The organism is uncultured Enterovirga sp., assembly GCF_964242715.1.
Classification (GTDB): Bacteria; Pseudomonadota; Alphaproteobacteria; order Rhizobiales; family Beijerinckiaceae; genus Enterovirga.
The window spans coordinates 1-5,416 of record NZ_CAXTAZ010000100.1 but is presented as its reverse complement, the minus strand read 5'-3'; the positions used below and the strand labels follow the sequence as shown (position 1 = coordinate 5,416).

Here is a 5,416-nt window from a genome sequence, read left to right as displayed (position 1 = left end):
CTCAGGCGGCAAGCCGTTCAGCCGCGGCCATCTCTACGCCATCCTGCAGAACCCCATCTATGTGGGCCAGCTCTCCCACAAGGGCCGGGTCCATGCCGGGCAGCATCCCCCGATCGTCGATCCGGCGAGCTCCGACGCGGTCCAAAAGCAGCTCGCGGCCCACTCGCATCGCAAGAACCGTCCGGGCAGCCCGTCTGAGCATCTTCTGACCGGGCGCCTCCGCGACGACCGTGGTCATGCGATGAGCCCGACGCATGCCCAAAAGGGCAGCCGGCGCTATCGGTACTACGTCAGCCAGGCCGTGCAGCAAGGCCGCAAGCAGGAGGCCGGCAGCATCGCCCGCGTTCCAGCGGCCGAGATCGAGGCCGCCGTCATCGATGCGATCCGGAGCGGCACAGCAAACCCATCCGATCACTCAGATGCGGAGATGGTAGAGTCGATCCGAGAGGTCACGGTCCGTCCGGACATCCTCGACATCGAACTCGCGACGGGCGAGCTGATCCAGGCCTCCTGGATCCGCAGCCCGACGACCCGTCAGCGCGAGATCATCGTGCCGTCAGGAGTTGATCCAGATCGCGCAAGGCCAGCCCGCAGCCTGGATCGCGCCCGCCTGCTCCGATCCATCGCGCGTGGCCGGGGATGGCTGGACGAGATCGTCTCCGGCAGCATCGCCGACACCGATGCCATCGCGTCCCGCGAAGGCTGCAGCGAGCGCTCCGTCCGGATGACACTGTCGCTCGCGTTCCTGTCACCAGAGGTCGTCAGGACCATCGTGGCGGGCGGACTCCCGCGCGGTATCGGCCTGGCCCAACTCTCCGAGCAGCCTGCACCCTGGCACGCCCAGCACGATGCGCTCGGGCTCTGACGGCTGCATCTGCGGAAACGGAATTTAGGGCACCTGAGACTGGGCACCCAAACGGCCGGACAGAGACCCGAAATGCGAGAGAAGACGGTCTCTGTTTCAGGGCTGCTCGGCTAAGTCTCGGATAGGTCGAGAGAACTTAGGCCCGCACCGGAAACGGTGGTTTAACTAGACTGCGTGGTGGTGGACGCAGTCCGCACGAACCGGTCTCCGTGAAGGGCCATTCCCTGATAAACAGGGAAGATACAGGGACGACTCGCGTTCGGTGGACGGAACCCGGCCCCGTGCGGACCGATCTCCCAGCGCCGTGGCCCAACCTCGGCCGAAATTCCCGTTGCAAGGATCAGGGAATTTCACTCACCTCGCAGGTCGTTTGATCGCCTGAAATGGGATCAGCGTCTCCCGACCGGACGTGCGAGCCAAGCGTGCGGTGCCGGTACCGCTCCAAAATCGGGAATGCTCCGGTTCGCTCCATGCCCTAGGTGGTCTGCCTCCAGCAACGGAGGCAGACATGCCCGCCACTCTTCACCAGATCGAATATGCCCCCCTCGGCAAGCTCGCGCCGAATCCCAAGAACCCCCGGGTGCACAGCCGCAAGCAGCGCCGCCAGATCGCACGCAGTATCCAGCTTTTCGGCTTCACAAACCCGATCCTGGTCAACGAGAGCTACGGGATCATCGCCGGTCACGGACGCTACGAGACAGCAGTCGAGCTGGGCCTCAAGAGCGTACCCGTCATCCGGGTGACTGGGTTGTCCGAGACCGAGCAGCGCGGCCTGATGGTGGCCGACAACAAGCTCGCCGATAACAGCAGCTGGGACCCCGATCGTCTAGCGGAGGTTCTAAGCGGGTTGGCCGAGATCGACTTCGAGGTCGAGAACCTCGGTTTCGACGCAGCCGAGTTGGACAAGGTGCTGAACCATGTCGGCGACGGGTCCGTGGTCGATGAGGCCGACGCGATCGAGGAGCCGGACCGCCGGCGACCCGCAATCAGCCGGCGCGGGGACACCTTCACGATCGCCGGCCGGCATCGGCTGGGCTGTCACGATGCGACTGACCCGGCAATCTATCACGCCCTGCTCGCGCGGGAGCTCGTGCAGGCCGTCATCGCCGACGTGCCATATAACGTTGCCACGCAAGGCCACATCAGCAAGCGAAATCGCGGTGAGCACCCTTCCTTCGCGATGGCGGGCGGCGAGATGTCGGAGGAGGAGTTCACCTCCTTTTTGGGCAGCGTGTTCGCGCTCGCCTGTAGCCACAGCGCTGACGGCAGCCTGCATTACATCTTCATCGACTGGAGGCACCTGTTCGAGCTGCTCACCGCCGGACGACGCTGCTACGAGCTAAAAAACCTTTGTATCTGGGCCAAGGACAATGGCGGCCTTGGCTCGTTTTACAGGAGCCGTCACGAGCTGATCGCGGTCTTCAAGAACGGCACCGCGCCGCACGTCAATAACATCGAGCTCGGCCGGCACGGCCGCAACCGGACCAACGTCTGGGAGTACCCCGGCGCCAGCACGATGCGCCGCGGCCGGCTCGCCGACCTCAAGGACCACCCGACCGTGAAGCCGGTTGCCATGATCGCGGACGCGATCCTGGACTGCACCCGCCCGGGCGACACGGTGCTCGACCCGTTCCTCGGCTCCGGCACCACGATCCTGGCGGCCGAGCGGACCGGCCTCGTCGCCGTGCACGACGAGAGCGGCCTGACCTTCGACAAGCTCGCGGCGTCCCGGAGGGCCGGCAATGAGCGCTGACGGCCCCCCCGACGACGAGCCCGCCGACTACAAGGTCGGCTACAAGCGTCCGCCTCTGCATTCCCGTTTTAAGCCGGGCGTGTCGGCGAACCCCAGAGGTCGGCCGAAGGGCCGGCGCAACCTGAAGCATGATCTCGAGGAGGAGCTGTCGGAGCGGCTCACCCTCCGGGACGGCGACCGGCAACTCCGGCTGACCAAGCAGCGCGCTCTGGTCAAAGCCACCATCGCGCGCGCCATCAAGGGCGACGCTCGGGCCCAAGCTCAAGCCTACACCCTGCTGCTCCGCGCCTTCGGCATGGACGACGAGGTCCGGGACAAGACCGACCTCGCCTCGGCCGATGCCGACATCCTGGCCAATTACCTCAGCCGCATCAACAAGGGGAGGTCTTCGTGACCGACATGAACGCTCGCTTCCTCGACGCCGTCATCCGTACCGACTTCGTCTCGTTCATCGAGAAGTGCATGGGCACGCTCGCGCCCGCCACGCCCCTAATGCGGAACTGGCACATTCAAGCGATCGCCCACCATCTCGAGCTCTGTCGGCTCGGCCACGTCCGTCGGCTGATCGTCACGGTGCCACCACGCCACCTGAAGTCCGTGTGCTCCTCGGTCGCGTTCGTGGCCTGGCTGCTTGGACACGACCCGTCAGCCAAGATCATGGGGGTCAGCTACAATGCTGACATCGCGGCCATGTTCGCCCGGGACACCCGGACGGTGATGGAGGAGGAGTGGTACCGCCGCCTCTTTCCCAACACGCGCCTGAGTCGCCGTCGTTCGGCGGACATGGACTTCGTCACAACGAAGCGAGGCGGCCGCTACGCGGCTTCCACGGGTGGGCCGCTGACCGGTCGGGGCGCAGGGTTCATCATCATCGACGACCCAATCAAGGCGGACGACATCTTATCTGACGTGATGCGCGAACGGCCGATACGGTGGTTCCGGGAGACACTGATAACTCGCCTGGACGACAAACGTAACGACGTCATCATCCTGGTCATGCAGAGGCTGCACATCGACGACCTCGTCGGACACCTGCTGCCGACCGGCGAATGGCTCCATCTCGATCTTCCGGCGATTGCGCAGGAGGACCAGCGCATCCTGATCGGGCCCGATCAGTCCCACCTTCGCCTCAGGGGGAGCCTTCTCCATCCCGAGCGGGAGCCGCTTGAGGTGCTTGCCCGGATTGAGCGGGACATGGGCGCGCGAGCCTTCGCAGCCCAATACCTGCAACGACCGACTGCGCCAGAAGGCGCGATCATCCACTGGAGCTGGTTCGGATCCTACGACCGCCTTGGCGACCTTCGTCCAACTGACGAGATCGTTCAATCCTGGGACACGGCGTCGAAGACCGCGATCACGAACGACTACTCGGTCTGCACGACGTGGCTCATCCGCGAAGACAGATTTCACCTGCTTGACGTATATCGGGCTCGCCTCGCCTATCCCGATCTCCGGCGCAAGGTGATCGCGTTGGCGAAGGAGTTCGGTGCCAATTACGTGCTCATCGAGGACACGTCCTCAGGACAGCATCTGATCCAGGAGTTCCAGCGAGAGCGTCCGGACGGTGTTGACTGGTACGAGGTCACGGCCATCACGCCTGTCAAGGACAAGGTCGAACGCGCAGAAGCGGCCTCAGTTGCGATCGAACAAGGGCGCGTCCTGCTTCGTGCGGGCGCAGCATACCTCGAGGAATTGCGTGCCGAGATCGTCGCGTTCCCACGCGGGACCGACGATCAGGTCGACAGCATCACACAGTTCCTCGCATGGACGATGGCCCGCGTGACGTACGTCGGTCACATCAACCAGACCTTCGTTCACTGACGTCGAGCAAGGCTGTGTACCGGTACTTCCCCGTGCACAGACTCGCTCATCACCTCAGGCGTCATCTAACCCGCAGCGCATTCCGTAACCGACCGCGATATCAGGCGATGGTGAGCGTCCCAGAGCCGTCGCGCATGACGGCACACGTCGTAATCGCGCCGCCATGCGGACATGAGGTTGAACAGGCGCTTGTGGCCGACACGAAGTCCGTACTTGCCAACAATCGTCTCTGCGGCGACGACCGCAGCGGTCGGCCTGGCGTCGCCGTTGTGAGCGCGCCGCCGATCGTAGTCACTACCGTTCCAGAGATCGAGCATCGTTAGCAGGTAGTCGACGAGGATCCGCGCGCGATTGATCGCGACGCGAGACGCACGTTTCGGAACGCCGTCGAACTTGCGAAAGCGCGCTTGTCCGACATCGTGAGGCTTCTCGGGTTCACCGTTCGGATAGCGCTCGACGTACAAACGCAGCGGTTCGGGAAGTTCTGAACCGTTGCGTTTCGCTAGTAACGGTTGAACATGGCGTTCTTGCAGCCCACGACCCCAGTGGAGCTTCGTTAAACAGACTCGAACATCAAAATCAATGATCACAGATGAACTCCCCGTGAGAGATGTGGAGCCGTCTCGACTCAATAAGATCACGGACCTTGCTGGCCGTCTACCCTGGTACTCGCCTCGTTAAGGCTGATCCGACTGGCGGGACCGGCTCAAATCTGGTGCGACGTCGCGGCCGTCAGCTCAGCGATGAGGTCCTGCGGCTCGACTCCCATGCGCTTCGCGTTTGCCCGGACGATCAGGGTCGATAACGGCCCGGAATTCGTCTCGAAGGCGCTCGATCGCTGGGCGTACGAGAAAGGCAGCGCGCTGGACTTGTCGCGGCCCGGCAACCTTCCGCAACCTGGCTCAACGCCGTCGAGGGCTTCTAATCCTCATCGGTGTGATCCTCGTGTGGATTGAGACGGTCTGGGGCTGGCCGGA

6 protein-coding genes are annotated in these 5,416 nt (G+C 63.9%); 4 read left to right on the top strand and 2 right to left on the bottom strand.

What is annotated here, in order from left to right:
- The 4 genes from ACFE87_RS24590 to terL all read left to right on the top strand — a co-directional run.
- On the top strand, positions 1–865 hold an 865-nt coding region (locus ACFE87_RS24590; RefSeq protein WP_375462287.1), incomplete at its 5' end, for a recombinase family protein.
- A gap of 508 nt (positions 866–1,373) precedes the next feature.
- Entirely contained in the window at positions 1,374–2,618 is a 1,245-nt protein-coding gene (locus ACFE87_RS24585; protein ID WP_375462286.1) for a site-specific DNA-methyltransferase, read from the top strand.
- Positions 2,608–3,012, top strand: coding sequence for a DUF5681 domain-containing protein (locus ACFE87_RS24580; RefSeq protein WP_375462285.1), 405 nt, complete (start codon positions 2,608–2,610; stop codon positions 3,010–3,012). The genes ACFE87_RS24585 and ACFE87_RS24580 overlap by 11 nt, the downstream gene beginning before the upstream one ends.
- Before the next feature lie 5 nt (positions 3,013–3,017).
- The gene (gene terL / locus ACFE87_RS24575; protein ID WP_375462288.1) at positions 3,018–4,439 is read left to right on the top strand and encodes a phage terminase large subunit; all 1,422 of its coding nucleotides are present in this window, start codon (positions 3,018–3,020) and stop codon (positions 4,437–4,439) included.
- Between the two features lie 65 nt (positions 4,440–4,504).
- Here the strand turns inward: terL and ACFE87_RS24570 are convergent, their stop codons facing one another.
- Both ACFE87_RS24570 and ACFE87_RS24565 read right to left on the bottom strand, forming a co-directional pair.
- The gene (locus tag ACFE87_RS24570) at positions 4,505–5,029 is read right to left on the bottom strand and encodes a hypothetical protein (protein ID WP_375462284.1); all 525 of its coding nucleotides are present in this window, start codon (positions 5,027–5,029) and stop codon (positions 4,505–4,507) included.
- A gap of 116 nt (positions 5,030–5,145) precedes the next feature.
- A complete protein-coding gene (locus ACFE87_RS24565; protein ID WP_375462289.1) occupies positions 5,146–5,325 on the bottom strand; it encodes a hypothetical protein in 180 nt (59 codons plus the stop codon).
- Positions 5,326–5,416: the final 91 nt, after the last annotated feature.